Source organism: Pseudomonas sp. Marseille-Q5299 (assembly GCF_943737035.1).
In the GTDB taxonomy this organism is placed as follows: Bacteria; Pseudomonadota; Gammaproteobacteria; order Pseudomonadales; family Pseudomonadaceae; genus Aquipseudomonas; species Aquipseudomonas putida_E.
The window spans coordinates 505,186-526,577 of record NZ_CALSFR010000003.1 but is presented as its reverse complement, the minus strand read 5'-3'; the positions used below and the strand labels follow the sequence as shown (position 1 = coordinate 526,577).

Genomic DNA, 21,392 nt, shown 5'->3' with positions numbered 1-21,392 from the left:
AGGGGCTGCAAACCAGCCCCGGTCCGCCAACGAAAAAGCCCCGGGCGCAGGCCCAGGGCTTTTGTATATGGCGCACTCGGCGGGATTCGAACCCACGACCCCTGCCTTCGGAGGGCAGTACTCTATCCAGCTGAGCTACGAGTGCAACGCGCACGCATGATACCCATCTGATTCGATTGCGTCCATCGCCTTGATCTTTGTCCATTTTTCCTGATCCAGGCGCACTTGCGCGACGCACACCAGATTGCGCAATTTTTGCGCAATCACCTCGGCCCGATGCCTGCTCAGCCCGCCGATACCTATTTCGATGTCCAGCAAGTCATCTTGCTGGCTGACTTGCACGCTGTGCGGCGTCAGAAACTGCAGGGCGAACAGGTTGAGTACCCGGCACAGGGTATCCGGCTCGGCTTCGGCTTGCAGGCGATAGCACACGTTGCTGTGGCTACTGCTGGCGGCCCAGACATCGGTTCGGGGCAGGGGGCGTTCGAATGGGTTCATGCTGGTCTCCGCAAAGGTGGGAGAAATTCTGGCAGGTTGATGCCGGCTTTTTTTCGCTATTATTTGATGAATCAGCCGTTCAGGCGAATTGGTTGATTCGAAAAATATAAGCTTGGGGAATTTTTAATGCAAAGCGATCTGGATGCGTATGACCGGCGGATTCTCGAGCTTCTTCAGGAGGATGCGTCACTGTCCAGCGCGCAGATTGCCGAGCGCGTAGGGCTGTCGCAGTCGCCGTGCTGGCGCCGTATTCAGCGGCTCAAGGAAGAGGGGGTCATCCGGGGGCAGGTCACCCTGCTCGATCGCAAGAAGGTCGGCCTGAACACGCAGATCTTTGCCGAGGTGAAACTGAACGCCCATGGTCGCTCCAACTTCACCGAGTTCACCGAGGCGATCCGGGGCTTTCCAGAGGTGCTGGAGTGTTATGTGCTGATGGGGTCAGTAGACTTCCTGTTGCGTATCGTCACGCAGGATATCGAGGCTTACGAGCGGTTCTTCTTCGAAAAGCTGTCGAACGTACCGGGGATTCAGGAGGTGAATTCCATTGTGGCGCTGTCGGAGATCAAGTCCACCACCAGCCTGCCGCTGATGCGCTGATGCTGTCGCCGGCAAGCCGGCCCCCACTGGGTTTGCGCTGAGCTTGAGAGCCGCGGGGTAACCTGTGGGGGCCGGCTTGCCGGCGATGATGCACAAGGGGATGTCAGGCCTTGAGCAGATGTTTCCAGCCACGGCTCTGATCAATCGCACGGGCTTGTTCCACGCGGGCCTCCAGCAGCTCGCCAGGCTCTTCGGCCAGTGGCAGTTCAGCCAGCTCATGCAGCTTTTTCAGATCGCCATACAAGCGGTCCATCTGCGGCGCCTCGAGTACCTGGCGCGCATGGTGCAGCCAGGCCAGCAACTGTTCGATGCGCGGCAGTTGTTCTGCCAGGTCTTCCGGGCGTTGAGTGTAAAGCGGTAGCTTCAGCGCACGGCCTTCTTCGCCCAGCAGGTGTGCCACCCAGCTGGCCAGTTGCGCCTTGCCCTGGCGTTCGCCACGGCCCTTGCGCTCTGCGGTCCAGGCGCGGGCCAGCAGCCAACGTGATGTTTCCAGGGAGAATTGGCCCCAGCGCACGTCCTCGAGCTCTTCGAGGAACTGCTCTGGCGCGGCGCGACGGATGTCTTCGTCGTCATTGCCGGCCTGTACCAGCGGGCGCCAGTCTTCCAGCAGCGCGTCCAGGCTGGCGCGCAGGTCACGCGTGCTGGCACGCGGCGCGGCCTGGCCAAGGCTTGCGACCAGTGCACGCAGTTCTGCCAGGCACTGCACCCAGTCCTGCAGCAGGCGCCAGTGGCCATTGTGGCGATATTGCTCGGCCAGGCGCTGGCTGCTGCCCAGCAGTTGCCAGGCGAGGGCAGCGAAGGCATCGTCGACCGGCATTTCGGCGTCCAGTTCGGTGCTTGGCAGGCCCAGCTCATAGCTGTCCGGCTCCAGCAGTCGGTAGCCGCGCTCGGCCTTGCTGATGTCGCACGGCATCAGGGGCAGGCTGGCGGCCAGCTCGGCGGCCAGCTCCAGCAGTGCCTCGGGGGCACCTTCGCGCAGTTCCAGCTCCAGCTCGCAGATCTCTTCCTTGCGCTTGCCGGCAATCACGAAGCCCTGGTCCAGCGCTGCCTCGATCACTACTTTGCTCTTGCCGCGGCCCCAGGCGATCTCAGCGAATTCGCGGGTGAAGTCGGTGGTGAACAGCGGTTTGATGGATTTTTTGTCAAGTTCGGCCAGTTGCTCAGGCCAGCAGGTGGCGTCGAGCTTTTTCAGGTCGAGTTTGACTTTGTCCAGGTGCCACTCGTATTCGTTGCGTTCGGACAGGCCGGCGACGCTTTGGCCACGGCACTTCAAGGTCTGGATGATCACCTCGCCGTCGCGGCGCAGGCGCAGCGCCACTCGGGCAGCAGAAAGGTCGCGCTCAGGGGTGTCGAAGTACTGGTTGAGCAGCTCGCGGGTCTGCCAGCCGGACTTGTTGCGCTTTTTCAGCAGAGGGTGCTCGCGCAGTGCGGCCAGGGTGTCGCGGCTGGCGCGGAGCTTGAGTTCGGTTTCTTTGTGCATCGCAGGCTCGAAGAGGGGCGTGATTGCCGTGCAGTCTACAGCAGTGTGCCGGCAACGGTTTATTCCTTACGGCGGATGGCCCTATGATGGGCAATGCTTCCGAGGAGTTCGCGCATGCCGTTGCCCACGCTGAAAGACCAGTTTGCCGCTTTGATCGCCGCGCCCTCGGTCAGCTGCACCCAACCTGCCCTGGACCAGTCCAACCGCCAGGTCATCGACCTGCTGGCAGGCTGGTTGGGCGACCTGGGGTTCAGTTGCGACATCCAGCAGGTCAGCCCAGGCAAGTTCAACCTGTTGGCCAGCCGTGGCACTGGCCCGGGCGGGCTTGTGCTGGCTGGCCACAGCGACACCGTGCCGTATGACGAGCAGTTGTGGACGAGCGACCCACTCAAGCTGACCGAGGCCGATGGCCGCTGGGTGGGCCTGGGCAGCTGCGACATGAAGGGTTTTTTCGCCTTGATCATCGAAGCGGTGATTCCGTTGCTGGAGCATGACTTCAAGCAGCCGCTGCTGATCCTCGCCACCTGCGACGAAGAAAGCTCGATGTCCGGTGCCCGCGCCCTGGCCGAAGCGGGTCAGCCGCTTGGCCGTGCGGCGGTCATCGGTGAGCCGACCGGCTTGCGCCCGGTCCGCATGCACAAGGGTATCCTCATGGACCGCATCGACATTCTCGGGCGCAGCGGCCATTCCTCTGACCCAAGCCTTGGCCGCAGCGCGCTGGAAGCCATGCACGCGGTGATGGGTGAGCTGATGGGCCTGCGCCGGCAATGGCAGGACACCTACCGCAACCCGCAATTCACCGTGCCCACGCCGACCATGAACTTTGGCTGCATCCACGGTGGCGACAACCCCAACCGTATCTGCGGCCAGTGTGCCCTGGAGTTCGACCTGCGCCCACTGCCAGGCATGGATGTAGAGCAGTTGCGTGCGGCCATCCGTGAGAAGCTTCGGCCGGTGGCCGAGCGCCATGAGGTGCGTATCGACTACGCGCCGCTGTTCCCCGAGGTGCCACCGTTCGAACAGGCGGCCGATGCCGAACTGGTGCAGGTGGCCGAGCGCTTGACCGGCCATCGCGCCGAAGCGGTGGCGTTCGGTACCGAAGCGCCTTATCTTCAGCAACTGGGTTGCCAGACCATCGTTCTTGGCCCTGGCGACATTGCCTGTGCCCACCAGCCGGGCGAATACCTGGAAATGTCACGAATCGAGCCTACCGTGCGTCTATTGCGTGACCTGATCCGGCACTATTGCCTGAATTAAACGTCCACCCTGCTGATTCGTCTTTGCCTAGAGGAGACCGCGCGTGACCGCAAGCCTGTTCCGACGATGATCCTGAACGCCGTGTGATCCAACGTTCTCCGTCCACTTTATCCACAGGCCCTGTCATGCCCGATTACGTCAACTGGCTGCGTCATGCCTCCCCGTACATCAATGCTCATCGCGACTGCACCTTTGTGGTCATGCTCCCCGGCGATGGGGTGGAACACCCGAATTTCGGCAATATCGTCCATGACCTGGTGTTGCTGCACAGCCTGGGCGTGCGCCTGGTGCTGGTGCATGGTTCGCGCCCGCAGATCGAGAGCCGGCTGGCCGCCCGTGGCCTGACCCCGCACTATCACCACGGCCTGCGCATCACCGATGCCGCAACCCTGGACTGCGTGATCGACGCCGTGGGTGCCTTGCGCCTGGCCATCGAAGCGCGCCTGTCGATGGACATCGCCGCCTCGCCGATGCAGGGCTCACGCCTGCGCGTGGCCTGCGGCAACCTGGTGACTGCCCGCCCTATCGGCGTGCTCGAAGGGGTGGACTACCACCACACCGGTGAAGTACGGCGCATCGACCGCAAAGGCATCAGCCGCCTGCTTGACGAGCGCTCGATTGTGCTGCTTTCGCCGCTGGGCTATTCGCCGACCGGTGAGATCTTCAACCTGGCCTGCGAAGACGTGGCCACCCGCGCCGCCATCGAATTGGGTGCCGACAAGCTGTTGCTGTTCGGCGCCGAACCCGGGCTGCTGGATGAGAGCGGCAAGCTGGTGCGTGAGTTGCGCCCGCAGCAGGTTGCACCACACCTGGCGCGGCTGGGCAGTGATTACCAAGGCGAGTTGCTCGATGCCGCCGCCGAGGCCTGCAAGGGCGGCGTGGCGCGTAGCCACATCGTCAGCTATGCCGAGGACGGCGCACTGCTCACCGAGCTGTTCACCCGCGGCGGTGGCGGCACGCTGGTGTCGCAGGAGCAGTTCGAAGTGGTGCGCGAGGCGACCATCGAGGATGTGGGTGGTTTGCTGGAGCTGATCAGCCCGCTGGAAGAGCAGGGCATTCTGGTGCGACGCTCACGTGAAGTGCTGGAGCGTGAGATCGAGCAGTTCAGCGTGGTCGAGCGCGAGGGCATGATCATCGCGTGCGCGGCGCTGTATCCGATTGCCGATTCCCAGGCTGGTGAGCTGGCGTGCCTGGCAGTGAACCCGGAGTACCGCCATGGCGGGCGCGGTGATGAGCTGCTGGAGCGGATCGAGAGCCGGGCGCGGGCGTTGGGGTTGAATACCCTGTTCGTGCTTACCACCCGGACCGCGCACTGGTTCCGCGAGCGAGGCTTTGCCCCCAGTGGGGTAGAGCGGCTACCGTCGGCGCGAGCATCGCTGTACAACTACCAGCGCAATTCGAAAATTTTCGAAAAGTCTCTGTAAGCCAGGGAATCGAGTGCCCTGCCAACCCATGAAAAACGCCGCCCCAGAGGGCGGCGTTTTCATTTACACGGTATGCAGGTACCAGTTGTACTCGAGGTCGGAGATCGAATGCTCGAACTCCTCCAGCTCGCTCTCCTTGCACGCGACGAAGATGTCGATGTACTTCGGATCGATGTACTTGTTCAGGATCTCGCTGTCGTCCAGCTCGCGCAGGGCATCGCGCAGGTTGTTCGGCAGGCTCTGCTCCAGCTGCTCGTACGAGTTGCCTTCGATCGGCTCACCCGGCTCGACCTTGTTGGTCAGGCCATGGTGCACACCAGCCAGTACGGCGGCCATCATCAGGTACGGGTTGGCGTCGGCGCCGGCCACGCGGTGTTCCAAGCGTACGGCGTCGGGCGAACCGGTCGGCACGCGCAGGGCCACGGTACGGTTGTCCAGGCCCCAGCTCGGCGCGTTCGGCACGTAGAACTGGGCGCCAAAGCGACGGTACGAGTTGACGTTCGGGCAAAGGAACGCCATCGACGCAGGCAGGGTCTCGAGCACACCGCCGACAGCATGACGTAGCGCGGCGTTCTGCTCGGGATCCTCGCTGGTGAAGATGTTGTTGCCATCCTTGTCCAGCACGGAAATGTGTACATGCAGGCCGTTGCCTGCCTGGCCCGGGTAGGGCTTGGCCATGAACGTGGTGTCCATTTCATGGTCGTAGGCGATGTTCTTGATCAGGCGCTTGAGCAGCACTGCATAATCACAGGCCTTGAGCGGGTCGGGGACGTGGTGCAGGTTGACTTCGAACTGTGCCGGGGCGCTTTCCTTGACGATGGCGTCGGCCGGAATGCCTTGTTCCTTGGCGCCTTCGAGGATGTCCTGCAGGCAATCGGCGTATTCGTCGAGGTCGTCGATCAGGTATACCTGGGTCGACTGCGGGCGCTTGCCCGAGATCGGCGAGCGTGGTGGCTGTGGGCGGCCGTTCACGTTCTCCTGGTCGATCAGGTAGAACTCCAGTTCGAACGCGGCGCAGATGGTCAGGCCCAGGTCGTCGAACTTGCTCACCACCTGACGCAACACTTCACGAGGGTCGGCGAAGAACGGCTCGCCTTCAAGCTCGTGCATGGTCATCAGCAACTGGGCGGTCGGGCGTTTCTGCCACGGCTCGTTGCAGAGCGTGTCCGGGATCGGATAGCAGATGCGGTCAGCATCGCCGATGTCCAGGCCAAGCCCGGTGCTTTCGACGGTGGACCCGTTGATATCGAGGGCGAAGAGGGAGGCCGGCAGGTTGATGCCTTTCTCGTAAACCTTGTGGAGGCTGGTGCGCTCTATGCGCTTACCGCGCACCACACCATTCATATCTGCAATCAGAAGGTCAACGTAGAGAACCTCAGGATGTTCCTTAAGGAACGCGTTCGCTTCGTTAAGCTGAACGGCACGCGGGGGTACCGACATGATGCAACACCTTTGTTGTTAAAAATATCAATCAAGGGGGGCTTGCAGGACCAGTCAATCGAAAAGCCTTACTGATGTCAAGCCAACCCCATGATGCCCTGAAATGGCACATCGACGGCAGATTTGCTGCATATCGGGGCGTGCCATTATCCGCTATTTCCCTGACAAAGGGCTATCTCCGACAAGCCGTGTTTTATTTTTTACGGAGGTGTTGTGTAAAAAAATGAACAAGGCTAAGCTCGGTCTCAACCCAAAACACAATAATACGAGGGTCACATGGTCCGCTTGTCGCGACCTGAAAGCGCTGCCTGTGCAGTGCGCTCGGGTATCCCTGCCGTTGCGGCACGCATCAATTGCGCGGTGGTCGCACTGGCCGCAATAATTGACGCTTTGCGCTTCTGGACTACCCCTCGTAGCGCCGTTTCGCTTCCTTTCTTGTATTCCTGCCCTTCGAACTCATTACGGACACGCTTGTTTCCAGTGTATCCACTGTGCTCCTGCGTGGGGGTTTTTGCTTTAGCAACCCACTCCATCCAGAATCAATGCGCGGACCACATTACCTCCTGAGGTATCTATGAGTAACAACCTCGACCAGCTCACCGATTGGTTGAAAGAGCACAAGATCACCGAAGTCGAATGCCTGATCAGTGACCTGACTGGCATCACCCGCGGCAAGATCTCGCCGACCAACAAGTTCATCGCCGAGAAAGGCATGCGCCTGCCCGAGAGCGTGTTGCTGCAGACCGTGACCGGCGATTACGTCGATGACGACATCTATTACGAACTGCTCGACCCGGCCGACATCGACATGATCTGCCGGCCCGATGAGAACGCTGTGTTCCTCGTGCCGTGGGCCATCGAGCCTACCGCCCAGGTCATTCACGACACCTACGACAAGAAGGGCAACCCGGTCGAGCTGTCGCCGCGCAACGTACTGAAGAAAGTCCTGCAGCTTTACGCCGACAAGGGCTGGCAACCGATCGTCGCGCCAGAGATGGAGTTCTACCTGACCAAGCGCAGCGAGGACCCGGACTTCCCGCTGCAGCCGCCGGTAGGTCGTTCAGGCCGCCCGGAAACCGGCCGCCAGTCGTTCTCCATCGAAGCGGCCAACGAATTCGACCCGCTGTTCGAGGACGTCTACGACTGGTGCGAGCTGCAGCAACTGGACCTCGACACCCTGATTCACGAAGACGGCACGGCGCAGATGGAAATCAACTTCCGTCACGGCAACGCCCTGCACCTGGCCGACCAGATCCTGGTGTTCAAGCGCACCATGCGCGAAGCGGCGCTCAAGCACAATGTGGCCGCCACCTTCATGGCCAAGCCCATGACCGGCGAGCCGGGCAGCGCCATGCACCTGCACCAGAGCGTGGTCGATTCGGTCACCGGCAAGAACATCTTCAGCAATGAAGACGGCAGCATGAGCGAGCTGTTCCTGCACCACATCGGTGGCCTGCAGAAGTTCATCCCCGAGGCGCTGCCGCTGTTTGCCCCGAACGTCAACTCGTTCCGCCGCTTCCTGCCAGACACTTCGGCCCCGGTAAACGTCGAGTGGGGCGAGGAAAACCGCACCGTCGGCCTGCGCGTACCGGATGCCGGCCCACAGAACCGTCGCGTCGAGAACCGCCTGCCAGGCGCCGATGCCAACCCTTACCTGGCCATCGCTGCGAGCTTGCTGTGCGGCTACATCGGTATGGTCGAAGGTATTGCCGCCAGCGCGCCGGTGCAGGGGCGCGGCTACGAGCGGCGCAACCTGCGCCTGCCGCTGACCATCGAGGACGCCTTGGAACGCATGGAAGTCAGCCGCGCGCTGACCCAGTACCTGGGCAAGAAATTCATCACCGGCTACGTTGCCACCAAGCGCGCCGAGCATGAGAACTTCAAGCGCGTCATCAGCTCTTGGGAGCGTGAGTTCCTGCTGTTTGCTGTGTGATCAACCCCTGAGGCCGCCCGCCGGCGGCCTGTGGACCCTGGAGAAGCACATGAGCGTCAAAAACCCGCAAACCCGTGACTGGCAAACCCTGAGCGGCGAGCACCACCTTGCACCTTTCAGTGACTACAAGCAGCTGAAGGAAAAGGGGCCGCGCATTATCACCAAGGCGCAGGGTGTGCATTTGTGGGACAGCGAGGGGCACAAGATCCTCGACGGTATGGCCGGCCTGTGGTGCGTCGCGGTGGGTTATGGCCGTGAAGAGCTGGTGCAGGCTGCCGAAAAGCAGATGCGCGAACTGCCGTACTACAACCTGTTCTTCCAGACGGCCCACCCGCCTGCGCTGGAGCTGGCCAAGGCCATCACCGACGTGGCGCCCGAGGGCATGACCCATGTGTTCTTCACAGGCTCCGGCTCCGAAGGCAATGACACCGTGCTGCGCATGGTCCGCCACTACTGGGCGCTCAAGGGCAAGCCGCAGAAGCAGACCATCATCGGCCGCATCAACGGCTACCACGGCTCGACCGTCGCCGGTGCAAGCCTGGGCGGCATGAGCGGCATGCACGAACAGGGCGGCCTGCCGATCCCGGGCATCGTGCATATCCCGCAACCGTACTGGTTCGGTGAAGGCGGCGACATGAGCCCGGACGACTTCGGGGTGTGGGCGGCCGAGCAGCTGGAGAAAAAGATTCTGGAAGTGGGCGAGGACAACGTCGCAGCTTTCATCGCCGAGCCGATCCAGGGCGCCGGCGGCGTGATCATCCCGCCAGAAACCTACTGGCCGAAGGTCAAGGAGATCCTCGCCAGGTACGACATCCTGTTCGTCGCTGACGAAGTGATCTGCGGTTTTGGCCGTACCGGCGAGTGGTTCGGCTCCGACTACTACGACCTCAAGCCCGACCTGATGACCATCGCCAAAGGCCTTACTTCCGGTTACATCCCCATGGGCGGTGTGATCGTGCGTGACAAGGTGGCCAAGGTGCTCAGCGAAGGCGGAGACTTCAACCACGGTTTCACCTATTCCGGCCACCCGGTGGCGGCTGCGGTAGGCCTGGAAAACCTGCGCATCCTGCGCGACGAGAAGATCGTCGAGAAGGTCCGTACGCAAGTGGCACCCTACTTGCAGAAACGTCTGCGTGAGCTGCAGGACCACCCGCTGGTGGGCGAGGTACGCGGCCTGGGCCTGCTCGGCGCGATCGAGCTGGTCAAGGACAAGGCCTCCCGCAGCCGTTACGAAGGCAAGGGTGTGGGCATGGTCTGCCGCAATTTCTGCTTCGACAACGGCCTGATCATGCGTGCGGTGGGTGACACCATGATCATCGCTCCACCCTTGGTGATCAGCCATGCAGAGGTGGACGAGCTGGTGGAAAAGGCGCGCAAGTGCCTGGACCTGACCCTCGAAGCGATCCGTTGAGCGCCTGCTAGGCTAGCGATGTGACATTAAGTCGTTACAAGGGGATGGTTTCCTTGAAACAGCGCCTTGTAACTTGCCAGACTAGCGGCTGTTTCAGTCGCCCGGCGCTCTGCACGGTAGGTTCTGGCTGCTGAACAGATGGCTAAATAAAAAATTCTGGAGCATGACGCATGAAGAAAATGGGCAAGACGTTGCTGGCCGCCGCCCTGATGGGTGCCATGGCCACCGCTGTACAGGCTGAAGACAAGGTGCTGAACGTCTACAACTGGTCGGACTACATCGCTCCGGACACCATCGCGAAGTTCGAAAAACAGACAGGCATCAAGGTCAAGTACGACGTCTTCGACAGCAACGAAACCCTGGAAGCCAAGCTGCTGGCGGGCAAGTCCGGCTATGACGTGGTCGTACCGTCCAACAACTTCCTGGCCAAGCAGATCAAGGCGGGGGTCTACGAAGAGCTCGACCGCTCCAAACTGCCGAACTGGAAGAACCTCGACGAAGACCTGCTCAAGGCCGTCGGTGACGCCAGCGACAAAGGCAACAAGCACGCTTTCCCTTACATGTGGGGCTCGATCGGCATCGGCTACAACCCGGAGAAGGTCAAGGCCGCGCTGGGCGTCGACAAGATCGATTCGTGGGACGTCGTGTTCAAGCCTGAGAACATCGAGAAACTCAAGAGCTGTGGCGTGAGCTTCCTCGACGCCCCGACCGAAATGCTGCCAGCCGCGCTGCACTATCTGGGGCTGCCAAGCGACAGCACCAAGAAAGAAGACCTGAAGAAGGCCGAGGACCTGTTCCTGAAGATTCGTCCTTCGATCACCTACTTCCACTCGTCCAAATACATCGGCGACATGGCCAACGGCAACATCTGCGTGGCCGTCGGGTACTCGGGTGACCTAGAGCAATCCAAAGCCCGCGCACATGAAGCCGGTGACAAGGTCAAGGTCGACTACATCATCCCGAAAGAAGGCGCCGGCACCTTCTACGACATGGTCGCCATCCCCAAGGATGCCGAGCACAAGGACGCCGCCTACAAGTTCATGGACTTCCTGATGCAGCCGGAAATCATGGCCGAGATCACCAACGCCGTACGCTTCCCGAACGGTAACGCGGCTGCGACCCCGTTGGTGGACAAGGACATCACCAGCGACCCGAGCATCTATCCACCTGCCGACGTGAAAAAGCACCTGTACGCGATCGCCGCGCCAGAAGCTGCTGCCCAGCGTCTGATCACCCGCAGCTGGACCAGGATCAAGTCGGGTAAGTAAGCCCGATGCAAGACCTCTGGGCCGGGGTTTTCCGGCCCAGAGCCGGTGAATGGCAATTGATGATTGCGGCATCGTGGCTGCGAGGGTAAGTTGCGCGCCGGTTTTGCGTGCGCGGCAGCGCTGCGCCGTTACCAAGGCACTGATTGTGAGGACCACCCACTTGTCTATTTCTGTATTACGCAAAGCCTTGATGGCTGGAGCGGGCCTGACGCTGGCATGCAGCGTCCAAGCGGCGCCTACGGTGCACTTCTACAACTGGTCCGACTACATTGGCCCGACCACGCTCGAAGACTTCGAGAAAGCCACGGGTATTAAACCTGTGCAGGACGTGTTCGACTCCAACGAAACCCTGGAAGGCAAGCTGCTGGCCGGCAACACCGGTTATGACGTGGTAGTGCCGTCCAACCATTTCCTCGGCAAGCAGATCAAGGCGGGCGCGTTCCAGAAGCTCGACAAGAACCTGCTGCCCAATTATTCCAACCTGGACCCGGCGTTGATGAAGCGCCTGGAAAAGAACGACCCAGGCAACCAGTACGCCGTGCCTTACCTGTGGGGCACCAATGGCATCGGCTACAACGTCGACAAGGTCAAGGCGGCACTGGGCGTGGACACCATCGATTCCTGGGCCGTGCTGTTCGAGCCCGAGAACATGAAGAAGCTCTCCCAATGCGGCGTGGCGTTCCTGGATTCGGCGGATGAAATGCTGCCGGCGGTGCTCAACTACATGGGGCTGGACCCCAACAGCACCAACCCCAAGGACTACGAGAAGGCCGAGCAGAAGCTGCTGGCGGTACGCCCGTACGTAACCTACTTCCACTCGTCCAAGTACATCACGGACCTGGCCAACGGCGACATCTGCGTCGCGGCAGGTTTTTCCGGCGATGTGTTCCAGGCCAAGGCCCGCGCTGAAGAAGCGAAGAAGGGCGTGAACCTGGCCTACGCGATTCCCAAGGAAGGCGGCAACCTCTGGTTCGACGTGCTGGCGGTCCCCAAGGACGCCAGGAACGTCAAAGAGGCTCACGCCTTCATCAACTATTTGCTGAAGCCTGAGGTTATCGCCCAGGTCAGTGATTACGTCGGTTACGCCAACCCGAACCCCAAGGCTGGCGACCTGATGGACCAGGCCGTGAGGACTGACGCCGCGGTTTACCCACCGCAGGAAGTGCTGGACAAGATGTTCGTCAACAGTGAGTTGCCACCGAAGGTGCAACGTTTGATGACCCGCAGCTGGACCAAGGTCAAGTCGGGCAAGTAACAATCCAGGCCCGCCGCCAAAGCAGGGGCGGGCACACAAATCTTGTTGGGAGTTTCACTCATGGCAGTTGCCTCCGGTGCCTATAAGAAAGCCCTCGAGGGTGGCCAGCAACCCAAGCAGGTGTTGGTCAAGATCGACCGGGTCACAAAAAAATTCGACGAAACGGTAGCGGTGGACGATGTGTCGCTGGAGATCCGCAAGGGCGAAATTTTCGCCCTGCTCGGTGGCTCCGGTTCGGGCAAGTCGACCTTGCTGCGCATGCTGGCCGGTTTCGAGCGCCCGACTGAAGGGCGTATTTTCCTCGATGGCGTAGACATCACCGACATGCCGCCCTACGAGCGGCCGATCAACATGATGTTCCAGTCCTACGCGCTGTTCCCGCACATGACCGTGGCGCAGAACATCGCCTTCGGCTTGCAGCAGGACCGGATGCCCAAGGCCGAGATCGACGCCCGCGTGGCCGAGATGCTCAAGCTGGTGCACATGACCCAGTACGCCAAGCGCAAACCGCACCAGCTCTCCGGTGGTCAGCGTCAGCGTGTGGCCTTGGCCCGTTCGCTGGCCAAGCGCCCCAAGCTGTTGCTGCTCGACGAGCCAATGGGCGCGCTGGACAAGAAGCTGCGCTCGCAGATGCAGCTGGAACTGGTCGAGATCATCGAGCGCGTGGGCGTGACCTGCGTGATGGTGACCCACGATCAGGAAGAGGCCATGACCATGGCCCAGCGCATTGCCATCATGCACTTGGGCTGGATTGCCCAGATCGGTTCGCCTGTGGATATCTATGAGACGCCCACCAGCCGCCTGGTGTGCGAGTTCATCGGTAACGTCAACCTATTCGAGGCCGAAGTGATCGACGATGCCGAAGGCCATGCGCTGATCGCCTCGCCGGAGCTCGAGCGCAAGATCTACGTTGGCCACGGTGTGTCCACTTCGGTTGAAGACAAGCACATCACCTACGCCCTGCGCCCGGAAAAAATGCTGGTGACTACCGAGCAGCCGGATTTCGAGCACAACTGGTCGCGCGGCAAGGTCCATGACATCGCCTACCTGGGCGGCCACTCGGTGTTCTACGTCGAGCTGCCCAGCGGCAAAGTGGTCCAGTCTTTCGTCGCCAACGCCGAGCGCCAGGGCACCCGCCCGACCTGGGGCGATGAAGTGTACGTCTGGTGGGAAGACGACAGCGGCGTGGTACTGCGGTCATGAAACTGCGCAAGCTCAAGCGAGCCTTCCAGCGCCTTATCCCCGAGGGGCGGCACCTGGTGATCGGCGTGCCGTTCATCTGGCTGTTCCTGTTCTTCATGCTGCCGTTCTTCATCGTGCTGAAGATCAGCTTTGCCGAAGCCGACGTGGCGATCCCGCCGTATACCGAGATCTACAGCTACGTCGAAGACAAGGTGCAGCTGGTAATCAACCTGGCCAACTATGGCCTGTTGACCGAGGATGAGCTGTACATCTCGGCCTATCTGGGCTCGCTGAAGATGGCCTTCATCAGCACCGTGCTGTGTTTGCTGATCGGCTACCCGATGGCCTATTCGATTGCCAACGCACGCAAGGAAACCCAGACCGTGCTGTTGCTGCTGATCATGATGCCGACCTGGACCGCGATCCTGATCCGCGTCTATGCCTGGATGGGCATCCTCAGCAACAACGGCCTGCTCAACGGGTTCCTGATGTGGACCGGGCTGATCGACCAGCCGTTGCAGATCCTCAACACCAACCTGGCGGTGTACATCGGCGTGGTCTATTCGTACCTGCCGTTCATGATCCTGCCGCTGTTCGCCAACCTGGTAAAGCACGACCAGAGCCTGCTCGAAGCCGCATCGGACCTGGGTTCGAGCACCTTCAACAGCTTCTGGAAGATCACCGTGCCGCTGTCGAAAAACGGCATTATCGCCGGCTGCATGCTGGTGTTCATCCCGGTGGTGGGCGAGTTCGTCATTCCGGAACTGCTGGGCGGCCCGGAAACCCTGATGATCGGTAAGGTGCTGTGGCAAGAGTTCTTCAACAACCGTGACTGGCCGGTGGCCTCTGCCCTGGCGGTGGTGATGCTGGCGATCCTGATCGTACCGATCCTGCTGTTCAACCGTAGCCAGGCCAAAGAAATGGAGGGCAGGGCATGAAGCGCTTCAGTTTCTCCAAGCTGATGCTGGTGCTCGGCTTGCTGTTCATCTACCTGCCGATGCTGATCCTGGTGATCTATTCGTTCAACGCCTCCAAGCTGGTAACGGTGTGGGGCGGCTGGTCGATCAAGTGGTACGTCGGCCTGCTCGACAACACCCAGCTCATGGGGTCGGTGATGCGCTCGCTGGAGATCGCCTGCTACACGGCGGTGGCGGCGGTGGCTTTGGGTACCCTGGCAGCCTTCGTGCTGACCCGGGTCACCCGCTTCAAGGGCCGCACGCTGTTCGGTGGCCTGGTCACTGCACCGCTGGTGATGCCTGAAGTGATCACCGGTCTGTCGCTGTTGCTGCTGTTCGTGGCCATGGCGCAGACGATCGGCTGGCCGCAGGAACGGGGCGTGGTCACCATCTGGATCGCCCACACCACGTTCTGCGCGGCTTATGTGGCGGTAGTGGTGTCGGCGCGCCTGCGCGAGCTGGACCTGTCGATCGAAGAAGCGGCCATGGACCTGGGTGCCAAGCCGTGGAAGGTGTTCTTCCTGATCACCATCCCGATGATTGCGCCGTCGCTGGCGGCGGGCGGCATGATGTCGTTCGCCCTGTCGCTGGATGACCTGGTACTGGCCAGCTTCGTGTCCGGGCCTGGTTCGACCACCTTGCCGATGGAAGTGTTCTCCGCTGTGCGCCTGGGCGTGAAGCCGGAGATCAACGCCGTGGCCAGCCTGATCCTGCTGTCGGTGTCGTTGGTGACCTTCATGGTCTGGTACTTCAGCCGCCGCGCCGAAGAGCATCGCCGCAAGGCGATCCAGCAGGCGATCGAGGAGGGTGCTGCGGCCAGCGTGTCGCAGCCGCAGGTCAAACGCACGACGGCAGCCGCAGCGTCGGCCTGAGCGCGGTAGTCGCGGGCAAGCCCGCTTCCACAGGTAGGTTGCACGCCGCGAGGGCTGCATCGATCCAGTGGAAGCGGGCTTGCTTGTTTCAGGGCCCGCATTGTCGCCATGACCGCCCAACTGACCTTGATCAGTGTTTTTTCTGAACCCTGATCTACGCTAACAGTCGCATCCCACGAATCATTTGCGCGCAAGCCAGGAGCCTGCATGAGGGTGACGCGTTCACTGTTGGTCGTAGGCTTGGGGCTGCTTGGCCTGCTCACAGGTTGCAGCAAGGAAGAGGCTCCCGAGGTTTTGCCACGGGTCGGTGTATTGCAAGTCCAACCCACTGACTTCGCCGCCAGGGTCACCCTGACCGGTGATGTGCAGGCGCGTGTGCAGACTGATCTCTCGTTTCGCGTGGGTGGCAAGATCATCTCGCGCAGCGTTGACGTGGGCGACCACGTGAAGGCCAATCAGGTGCTGGCCCGGCTGGACCCCAAAGACCTGCAGAACAATGTCGATTCGGCCAAGGCCGAGGTGTTCGCTGCTCAGGCGCGCGTCACCCAGACCAGCGCGGCCTTCGTCCGCCAGCAAAAACTCTTGCCCAAGGGGTACACCAGCCAGAGCGAATACGACTCGGCCGAAGCATCGCTGCGCAGCAACCAGAGCGCGCTCAAGGCAGCCCAGGCGCAACTGGCCAATGCCCAAGAGCAACTGAGCTACACCGCATTGGTGTCGGAGGCTGATGGGGTGATCACCGAGCGCCAGGCCGAGGTCGGTCAAGTGGTCCAGGCGACCATGCCGATCTTCAGCCTTGCGCGCGATGGCGACCGCGATGCGGTGTTCAATGTCTACGAGTCCCTGCTGGTGGCGCCGCCGAGCGATGCCGGGGTGATGGTCAGCCTGCTCGACGACCCCAAGGTCCAGGCCCAAGGCTTTGTCCGTGAAATCACCCCGACCGTATCGGCCCAGAGCGGCACGGTGCAGGTCAAGGTGGCCCTGCGCAATGTGCCAGCGGCCATGCGCCTGGGTTCGCCTGTTACTGCCACGGCCAACGCGCAAGGGCGGCCGAGCATCGAGTTGCCTTGGGCGGCACTGACCAAGGCCTTGCATGAGCCTGCGGTGTGGGTGGTGGGTGAAGGCGACAAGGTTGAGCTGCGCAAAGTCCAGGTAACCCGCTATCTCACCGGCAAGGTGGTCATCGCCCAAGGCATAAAAGGCGGTGAGACGGTAGTCGTCAGCGGTGGCCAGTTGTTGCATCCCGGTATGCAGGTCGAGAAGGTCGATGCCAAGGACGGAGGCGCCGCGCCATGAACAAGGTACTGTTGATGTGTGCGGCAGGCTTGCTGTTGACGGCCTGTGGCAGTGAGGAAGAACAACCCGAAGCCGTGCGCCCGGTGCTGTCAACCGTGGTCGAAGCCCAGGCGCAGTCGCAGCTTGGCCGCTTCGCCGGTACCATCCAGGCGCGCTATGAAAGCACGCTGGGTTTCCGGGTGGCCGGGCGCATTGCCCGGCGCTGGCTGGATGTCGGGGCCCAGGTGAAGCCGGGTGACACGCTCGCCACCCTTGATCCCACCGACCAGCAGAACCAGCTGCGCGCTGCCGAGGGCGACCTGGCCAGGGTCCAGGCGCAATGGATCAACGCCCAGGCCAATGCCCGCCGGCAACAACAGCTGTATGACCGGGGCGTCGGCGCCCAGGCCCAGCTGGACATCGCCCAGACCGACCTGAAAACCACCGGCGCGAGCCTGGAGCAAGCGCGTTCGGCGGTCAGTCAGGCGCGTGACCAGCTCGATTACAGCACCTTGCGCAGCGACCATGCGGCGGTGATCACGGCCTGGCAGGCAGAGGCCGGGCAGACGGTCACCGCCGGTCAGGCGGTGGTCACGCTGGCGCGACCTGACATCAAGGAAGCGGTGATCGACCTGCCCATCGGCATCGCCGAACAGCTGACCAAGGACCTGACGTTCACGGTTGCCTCGCAACTGGACAACAGCATCAATACCACCGCCATACTGCGTGAACTGGAGCCCCAGGCCGATGCCGCCACGCGCACCCGGCGTGCCCGCCTGACCCTTGCCAGTACCCCCGATGCCTTCCACCTGGGTACCGCGATCAGTGTCACCCTGACCTCGGCAATCACCCCGCGCAGCGAATTGCCGCTGAGCGCGCTGCTCGAGCGCGATGGCAAGACCCAGGTATGGGTCATCGATCCGGAGCAAAAAACCGTCGCTACCCGTGACGTTGCCCTGCTGGACCGCACCGGCGACAGTATCGTGCTGGCGTCTGGAGTGCAGCCTGGGGAGCGGGTGGTCACTGCCGGTGTCAACAGCCTCAAGCCTGGCCAGAAGGTCACCTTCGACGAGGAAGCGCAATGAAAGGAAGCTTCAACCTGTCCGAATGGGCGTTGCGCCATCAGTCTTTCGTCTGGTACCTGATGTTCGTCGGCCTGCTGATGGGGATTTTTTCCTACTTCAACCTTGGCCGCGAAGAAGACCCTTCGTTCACCATCAAAACCATGGTGATCCAGACCCGCTGGCCTGGGGCGACCCAGGACGAAACCCTGTACCAGGTCACCGACCGCATCGAGAAAAAACTTGAGGAGCTGGACTCCCTCGACTACACCAAGAGCTACACCCGCCCGGGTGAGTCCACCGTCTACGTCTACCTGCGAGACACCACCAAAGCTGCTGACATCCCGCAAATCTGGTACCAGGTGCGCAAGAAGATCCAGGATATTCGCGGCGAGTTCCCACAGGGTATCCAGGGGCCAGGGTTCAATGACGAGTTCGGCGATGTGTTCGGCTCGATCTACGCGTTCACCGCAGATGGGCTGACCCTGCGCCAGCTGCGCGATTACGTGGAGCAGGCCCGCGCCGAGGTGCGCGAAGTCCCCAATATCGGCAAGATCGAGCTGGTCGGCACCCAGGATGAGGTGCTCTACCTGAAGTTTTCCACGCGCAAGCTGGCCGCTCTGGGCATCGACCAGCGTCAGGTCATGCAAGCCCTGCAGCAACAGAACGCGGTAACTCCGGCCGGGGTGATCGAAGCAGGCCCAGAGCGGATCTCGGTGCGCACCACCGGGCAATTCGCGTCAGAGAAAGACCTGCAGACCGTCAACCTGCGCATCAATGACCGTTTCTTCCGTCTGGCCGATATCGCCGATATCGAGCGCGGCTATGTCGACCCGCCGTCACCGATGTTCCGTTATAACGGCCAGACCGCCATTGGCCTGGCCATTGGCATGAAGGCTGGCGGTAACATCCAGGTGTTCGGCGCCGCCCTCAAGAAGAAGATGGACAGCATCGTCAACGACCTGCCGGTTGGCGTAGGCGTTCACACCGTGTCCGACCAGGCGGTGGTGGTCAAAGAGGCGGTAGGGGGCTTTACCAGCGCACTGTTCGAGGCCGTGGTGATCGTGCTGGCAGTGAGTTTCGTCAGCCTTGGCGTGCGTGCAGGGCTGGTGGTGGCCTGCTCGATCCCGCTGGTGCTGGCCATGGTCTTCGTGTTCATGGAGTACAGCGGCATCACCATGCAGAGGATCTCACTCGGTGCACTGATCATCGCGCTGGGCCTGCTGGTGGATGATGCGATGATCACCGTCGAGGTCATGGTTACACGCCTTGAGATGGGCGAGAGCAAGGAACAGGCTGCGACCTTTGCCTATACCTCGACCGCGTTCCCCATGCTTACCGGCACCCTGGTGACCGTGGCCGGCTTTGTGCCGATCGGCCTGAACGCCAGCTCCGCCGGTGAGTACACCTACACCCTGTTCGCGGTGATTGCCGTGGCGCTGATCGTGTCCTGGGTGGTTGCGGTGTTCTTTGCGCCGGTGCTCGGTGTACATATTCTCAAGAGCGACAAGCTCAAGGGCCATGAGGCGGAGCCCGGCCGCGTGGGGCGGGCGTTCGAAGGTGGTTTGCTGTGGTGCATGCGGCACCGCTGGCTGACCATCATCGGCACCATCCTGCTGTTCGCCCTGTCGCTGTTCAGCATGCGCTTTGTGCAAAACCAGTTTTTCCCGTCTTCGGACCGTCCGGAAATCCTCGTCGACCTCAACCTGCCGCAGAACGCCTCGATCGAGGAGACGCGCAAGGTGGTCGACCGCCTGGAGGCGAAGATCAAGGACGACCCGGACATGGTGCGTTGGAGCACCTACATCGGCCAGGGCGCCATCCGTTTCTACCTGCCGCTGGACCAGCAACTGCAGAACCCGTACTACGCCCAGCTGGTCATCGTCAGCAAAGGCTTCGAGGAGCGTGCGGGCATGATGGCGCGCCTGCAGAAGCTGTTGCACGAAGAGTTCGTCGGCATCGGCACCAATGTGCAGTCGCTGGAAATGGGCCCGCCGGTAGGGCGGCCGATCCAGTATCGGATCAGCGGCAAGGACATCGACCAGGTGCGAAAGCATGCGATCGACCTGGCCACGATGCTCAATACCAATGAACACATCGGCGAGATGATCTACGACTGGAACGAGCCGGGTAAGGTGCTGCGCATAGAGATCGCCCAGGACAAGGCGCGCCAGCTCGGGCTGTCGTCCGAGGACGTGGCCAATGTGATGAACAGCATCGTCAGCGGCGCGCCGGTCACCGAGGTCAACGACAACATCTACCTGGTGGACGTGATCGCCCGTGCCGTGGACAGCGAGAGGGGCTCACCAGACACCTTGCAGAACCTGCAGATCGTCACGCCCAGTGGCACCTCGATACCCTTGCTGGCATTCGCCACGGTGCGCTACGAGCTGGAGCAGCCGCTGGTATGGCGCCGCGACCGTAAACCTACCATCACCATCAAGGCATCGGTCAACGGCGAGATCCAGCCTACCGACCTGGTCGCGCAGCTCAAGCCGAAGATCGATGAGTTCGCCAGCCAGTTGCCAGTCGGTTACGAGGTAGCCACAGGTGGTACGGTGGAGGAGAGCGGCAAGGCACAAGGGCCGATCGCCAAGGTCATCCCGCTGATGCTGTTCCTCATGGCGACGTTCCTGATGATCCAGCTGCACAGTGTGCAGAAGCTGTTCCTGGTGGTCAGCGTGGCGCCGCTGGGGTTGATCGGCGTGGTCGTGGCACTGGTGCCGACGGGCACGCCCATGGGCTTTGTGGCGATTCTCGGGATTCTCGCGCTGGCCGGTATCATCATTCGTAACTCTGTAATCCTGGTGACCCAGATCGATGAGTTCGAAGCCCAGGGCTATTCACCTTGGGATGCGGTGCTGGAGGCCACCAATCACCGCCGCAGGCCAATCTTGCTGACTGCCGCAGCGGCCAGCCTGGGCATGATCCCGATTGCCCGTGAGGTGTTCTGGGGGCCGATGGCCTACGCCATGATCGGCGGCATCATCAGTGCAACGCTGCTGACGCTGCTGTTCCTGCCGGCGCTCTATGTGGCCTGGTACAAGATCCGCGAGCCTCAGAAGCAATCCAGTTAGTCCTGCAGAAAGCTGGGGCCGCAGTGCGGCCCTTTAGCGAACTCAGCGAATAATAATTCTGGTTATATAAAAATTCTTAAACAGTATTTTTAAGAATATCAGCGCCTCTCTACTATTGCTCTCAAGCCAGGCGCATACCCCCTTCAAAAACCTCTGCCCGGCACCTCACTCACAGGAGAGCGAGCATGAGTGCATCTGTGCGCAGCATTGACGGTCAGGACGAAGCCACCATTGTGCGTGAGATCCAGAGCGCTCTGCGCGATCTGCGTTTCGGTGCGGTGGAGATTACCGTGCACAACGGTCAGGTCGTGCAGATCGAGCGTAAAGAGAAGTTCCGCCTGCAACAGCCCGGCAACAAACCCAGCTGATCACGCACCACACACAAAACTAGAAAAATGCCAATCGG

Annotated in this window: 18 protein-coding genes and 1 tRNA gene; 14 read left to right on the top strand and 5 right to left on the bottom strand. The window is 61.5% G+C overall.

Annotation, left to right across the window (positions count from 1 at the left end; all coding sequences use genetic code 11):
- Positions 1-68: 68 nt before the first annotated feature.
- Together NGJ21_RS11040 and NGJ21_RS11035 are read right to left on the bottom strand one after the other, a co-directional pair.
- A tRNA-Arg gene (locus tag NGJ21_RS11040) sits at positions 69-145 on the bottom strand.
- Entirely contained in the window at positions 136-498 is a 363-nt protein-coding gene (locus tag NGJ21_RS11035) for an ACT-like domain-containing protein (RefSeq protein WP_125923602.1), read from the bottom strand. The genes NGJ21_RS11040 and NGJ21_RS11035 overlap by 10 nt, the downstream gene beginning before the upstream one ends.
- 126 nt (positions 499-624) lie before the next feature.
- On the opposite strand from NGJ21_RS11035, the gene NGJ21_RS11030 reads away from it, so the two are divergent.
- Positions 625-1,095: an Lrp/AsnC family transcriptional regulator gene (locus tag NGJ21_RS11030; RefSeq protein ID WP_046786973.1), complete on the top strand. Its 471-nt coding sequence runs from the start codon at positions 625-627 to the stop codon at positions 1,093-1,095.
- Positions 1,096-1,198: 103 nt separating this feature from the next.
- Here NGJ21_RS11030 and NGJ21_RS11025 read toward each other — a convergent pair whose 3' ends face one another.
- Positions 1,199-2,575: a CYTH domain-containing protein gene (locus NGJ21_RS11025; RefSeq protein ID WP_046786974.1), complete on the bottom strand. Its 1,377-nt coding sequence runs from the start codon at positions 2,573-2,575 to the stop codon at positions 1,199-1,201.
- Between the two features lie 114 nt (positions 2,576-2,689).
- On the opposite strand from NGJ21_RS11025, the gene argE reads away from it, so the two are divergent.
- Together argE and argA are read left to right on the top strand one after the other, a co-directional pair.
- Entirely contained in the window at positions 2,690-3,832 is a 1,143-nt protein-coding gene (gene argE, locus NGJ21_RS11020) for an acetylornithine deacetylase (protein WP_115273325.1), read from the top strand.
- A 125-nt stretch (positions 3,833-3,957) separates the two neighbouring features.
- Positions 3,958-5,256 (top strand): amino-acid N-acetyltransferase, encoded by a 1,299-nt coding sequence (argA, locus tag NGJ21_RS11015; RefSeq protein ID WP_012312225.1) that lies wholly within the window; start codon positions 3,958-3,960, stop codon positions 5,254-5,256.
- 63 nt (positions 5,257-5,319) lie between these two features.
- Here the strand turns inward: argA and NGJ21_RS11010 are convergent, their stop codons facing one another.
- Both NGJ21_RS11010 and NGJ21_RS11005 read right to left on the bottom strand, forming a co-directional pair.
- On the bottom strand, positions 5,320-6,696 hold the full coding sequence (locus NGJ21_RS11010; protein WP_012312226.1) for a glutamine synthetase family protein: 1,377 nt from the start codon (positions 6,694-6,696) through the stop codon (positions 5,320-5,322).
- Positions 6,697-6,968: 272 nt separating this feature from the next.
- Positions 6,969-7,229, bottom strand: coding sequence for a hypothetical protein (locus NGJ21_RS11005; protein WP_115273326.1), 261 nt, complete (start codon positions 7,227-7,229; stop codon positions 6,969-6,971).
- A 41-nt stretch (positions 7,230-7,270) separates the two neighbouring features.
- Between NGJ21_RS11005 and NGJ21_RS11000 the strand changes: the two genes are divergently transcribed.
- From NGJ21_RS11000 to oscA, 11 genes are all read left to right on the top strand, one after another.
- Complete coding sequence (locus tag NGJ21_RS11000; protein WP_012312227.1) at positions 7,271-8,629, top strand: glutamine synthetase family protein; 1,359 nt, start codon at positions 7,271-7,273, stop codon at positions 8,627-8,629.
- Positions 8,630-8,678: 49 nt separating this feature from the next.
- Positions 8,679-10,040 carry an aspartate aminotransferase family protein gene (locus tag NGJ21_RS10995; protein WP_251962103.1) on the top strand — a complete coding sequence of 454 codons (1,362 nt, stop codon included), beginning with the start codon at positions 8,679-8,681 and terminating at the stop codon, positions 10,038-10,040.
- A 170-nt stretch (positions 10,041-10,210) separates the two neighbouring features.
- Entirely contained in the window at positions 10,211-11,308 is a 1,098-nt protein-coding gene (locus tag NGJ21_RS10990; protein ID WP_046786978.1) for a polyamine ABC transporter substrate-binding protein, read from the top strand.
- Positions 11,309-11,468: 160 nt separating this feature from the next.
- Complete coding sequence (locus NGJ21_RS10985; RefSeq protein ID WP_046787079.1) at positions 11,469-12,563, top strand: polyamine ABC transporter substrate-binding protein; 1,095 nt, start codon at positions 11,469-11,471, stop codon at positions 12,561-12,563.
- A 60-nt stretch (positions 12,564-12,623) separates the two neighbouring features.
- Positions 12,624-13,766 (top strand): polyamine ABC transporter ATP-binding protein, encoded by a 1,143-nt coding sequence (potA, locus tag NGJ21_RS10980; RefSeq protein WP_012312231.1) that lies wholly within the window; start codon positions 12,624-12,626, stop codon positions 13,764-13,766.
- 35 nt (positions 13,767-13,801) lie between these two features.
- Positions 13,802-14,683 (top strand): ABC transporter permease subunit, encoded by an 882-nt coding sequence (locus tag NGJ21_RS10975; protein ID WP_172655290.1) that lies wholly within the window; start codon positions 13,802-13,804, stop codon positions 14,681-14,683.
- Positions 14,680-15,573 (top strand): ABC transporter permease subunit, encoded by an 894-nt coding sequence (locus NGJ21_RS10970; protein ID WP_046786979.1) that lies wholly within the window; start codon positions 14,680-14,682, stop codon positions 15,571-15,573. The genes NGJ21_RS10975 and NGJ21_RS10970 overlap by 4 nt, the downstream gene beginning before the upstream one ends.
- 207 nt (positions 15,574-15,780) lie before the next feature.
- Positions 15,781-16,869 carry an efflux RND transporter periplasmic adaptor subunit gene (locus tag NGJ21_RS10965; RefSeq protein ID WP_237859757.1) on the top strand — a complete coding sequence of 363 codons (1,089 nt, stop codon included), beginning with the start codon at positions 15,781-15,783 and terminating at the stop codon, positions 16,867-16,869.
- Positions 16,866-17,933 carry an efflux RND transporter periplasmic adaptor subunit gene (locus NGJ21_RS10960; RefSeq protein WP_196997323.1) on the top strand — a complete coding sequence of 356 codons (1,068 nt, stop codon included), beginning with the start codon at positions 16,866-16,868 and terminating at the stop codon, positions 17,931-17,933. Before NGJ21_RS10965 ends, NGJ21_RS10960 begins: the two co-directional genes overlap by 4 nt.
- The gene (locus tag NGJ21_RS10955; RefSeq protein ID WP_251962102.1) at positions 17,930-20,986 is read left to right on the top strand and encodes an efflux RND transporter permease subunit; all 3,057 of its coding nucleotides are present in this window, start codon (positions 17,930-17,932) and stop codon (positions 20,984-20,986) included. Before NGJ21_RS10960 ends, NGJ21_RS10955 begins: the two co-directional genes overlap by 4 nt.
- Before the next feature lie 185 nt (positions 20,987-21,171).
- Positions 21,172-21,354 (top strand): sulfur starvation response protein OscA, encoded by a 183-nt coding sequence (gene oscA / locus NGJ21_RS10950; protein ID WP_125923606.1) that lies wholly within the window; start codon positions 21,172-21,174, stop codon positions 21,352-21,354.
- Positions 21,355-21,392: the final 38 nt, after the last annotated feature.

What these genes read in the sequence shown, in the direction of transcription:
- NGJ21_RS11035 (WP_125923602.1), bottom strand. Translation starts at nt 498, where the DNA reads ATGAACCCATTCGAACGCCCCCTGCCCCGAACCGATGTCTGGGCCGCC.
- NGJ21_RS11030 (WP_046786973.1), top strand. Translation starts at nt 625, where the DNA reads ATGCAAAGCGATCTGGATGCGTATGACCGGCGGATTCTCGAGCTTCTT.
- NGJ21_RS11025 (WP_046786974.1), bottom strand. Translation starts at nt 2,575, where the DNA reads ATGCACAAAGAAACCGAACTCAAGCTCCGCGCCAGCCGCGACACCCTG.
- argE (WP_115273325.1), top strand. Translation starts at nt 2,690, where the DNA reads ATGCCGTTGCCCACGCTGAAAGACCAGTTTGCCGCTTTGATCGCCGCG.
- argA (WP_012312225.1), top strand. Translation starts at nt 3,958, where the DNA reads ATGCCCGATTACGTCAACTGGCTGCGTCATGCCTCCCCGTACATCAAT.
- NGJ21_RS11010 (WP_012312226.1), bottom strand. Translation starts at nt 6,696, where the DNA reads ATGTCGGTACCCCCGCGTGCCGTTCAGCTTAACGAAGCGAACGCGTTC.
- NGJ21_RS11005 (WP_115273326.1), bottom strand. Translation starts at nt 7,229, where the DNA reads ATGGAGTGGGTTGCTAAAGCAAAAACCCCCACGCAGGAGCACAGTGGA.
- NGJ21_RS11000 (WP_012312227.1), top strand. Translation starts at nt 7,271, where the DNA reads ATGAGTAACAACCTCGACCAGCTCACCGATTGGTTGAAAGAGCACAAG.
- NGJ21_RS10995 (WP_251962103.1), top strand. Translation starts at nt 8,679, where the DNA reads ATGAGCGTCAAAAACCCGCAAACCCGTGACTGGCAAACCCTGAGCGGC.
- NGJ21_RS10990 (WP_046786978.1), top strand. Translation starts at nt 10,211, where the DNA reads ATGAAGAAAATGGGCAAGACGTTGCTGGCCGCCGCCCTGATGGGTGCC.
- potA (WP_012312231.1), top strand. Translation starts at nt 12,624, where the DNA reads ATGGCAGTTGCCTCCGGTGCCTATAAGAAAGCCCTCGAGGGTGGCCAG.
- NGJ21_RS10970 (WP_046786979.1), top strand. Translation starts at nt 14,680, where the DNA reads ATGAAGCGCTTCAGTTTCTCCAAGCTGATGCTGGTGCTCGGCTTGCTG.
- NGJ21_RS10965 (WP_237859757.1), top strand. Translation starts at nt 15,781, where the DNA reads ATGAGGGTGACGCGTTCACTGTTGGTCGTAGGCTTGGGGCTGCTTGGC.
- NGJ21_RS10960 (WP_196997323.1), top strand. Translation starts at nt 16,866, where the DNA reads ATGAACAAGGTACTGTTGATGTGTGCGGCAGGCTTGCTGTTGACGGCC.
- NGJ21_RS10955 (WP_251962102.1), top strand. Translation starts at nt 17,930, where the DNA reads ATGAAAGGAAGCTTCAACCTGTCCGAATGGGCGTTGCGCCATCAGTCT.
- oscA (WP_125923606.1), top strand. Translation starts at nt 21,172, where the DNA reads ATGAGTGCATCTGTGCGCAGCATTGACGGTCAGGACGAAGCCACCATT.